The sequence below is a fragment of the Streptomyces sp. NPDC127092 genome (assembly GCF_042722475.1).
GTDB lineage: Bacteria > Actinomycetota > Actinomycetes > Streptomycetales > Streptomycetaceae > Streptomyces.
Window position 1 is genome coordinate 1 of the sequence record NZ_JBHXFE010000319.1, and the last position, 1,209, is coordinate 1,209.

General features: G+C 65.5%; 1 protein-coding gene. It reads left to right on the top strand.

The window, feature by feature from the left end; translation table 11 throughout:
- Positions 1 to 59: 59 nt before the first annotated feature.
- Positions 60 to 1,209: DHA2 family efflux MFS transporter permease subunit (locus ACFWJO_RS40050; RefSeq protein ID WP_386873259.1), on the top strand; the 1,150-nt coding region annotated here is incomplete at its 3' end.

Here is a 1,209-nt window from a genome sequence, read left to right on the forward strand (position 1 = left end):
GCACTACAACCGATCCTCGCGGGGGAGTCCCTGCGAGAACTCAACCAGGAGATACTCGGATGACATCGCCGACCGCCGCGAACGCGGCGCCCGACAAGCTCGACGGCACGGTCCTCAAGATCGCGTCCGTGGTGGTGCTCGGTGCCATCATGTCGATCCTCGACGTGACCGTCGTCAGCGTCGCGTTGCCGACGTTCGCCACGGAATTCGACACCACGTACGCCACCGTCGCATGGACGATGACCGCGTACACGCTCGCCCTGGCCACCGTCATCCCCGTCACCGGGTGGGCGGCCGACCGATTCGGCACCAAGCGCCTCTACATGACGGCGCTCGTGCTGTTCGTCCTCGGCTCGGTGCTCTGTAGCTTCGCGTGGGACATCACGTCGCTCATCGGCTTCCGCGTCCTGCAGGGCCTCGGCGGCGGCATGTTGATGCCGCTGGGTATGACGATCATGACGAAGGCGGCCGGCCCCGACCGCGTCGGCCGGGTCATGGCGGTTCTCGGAATCCCCATGCTGCTCGGCCCGATCGGTGGTCCGATCCTCGGCGGCTGGCTGATCGAGGCGGCGAGCTGGCACTGGATCTTCCTGATCAACCTGCCCATCGGCATCATCGCTCTGGCTGCTGCGTTCATCATCCTGCCATCCGACAACGCGTCGCCCTCGGAGTCGTTCGACTTCCTCGGCATGCTGCTGCTCTCGCCGGGTCTGGCACTGTTCCTGTTCGGTGTGTCGTCCATCCCGGAGGTGGGCACGGTCGCTTCGGCTCGTGTGCTCGTGTCCGGTGCGATCGGCCTGGCGCTGATCGTCGCGTTCGTGTTCCACGCACTCCGCAAGGATCACCCGCTGATCGATCTGCACCTGTTCAAGAACCGGCAGCTGTCGGTCGCGGTCATCACGACCTCGCTGTTCATCGTCGCGTTCATGGGTGCCGGTCTGCTGTTCCCCAGCTACTTCATCCAGGTCGGCGGGCACACCACGCTCGCAGCCGGTCTGCTGATGGCTCCGCAGGGTATCGGCGCGATGCTGACCATGCCGGTGACCGGACGTCTCGTCGACAAGATCGGCCCCGGCAAGATCGTGCTGACGGGTCTGCCGCTGATCCTGATCGGTCTCGGTGTCTTCACCCAGGTGGCGTCGGACTCGCCGACCTGGCTGCTGATGGGTGCGCTGTTCGTGATGGGCATGGGCATGGGCTGCACGATGA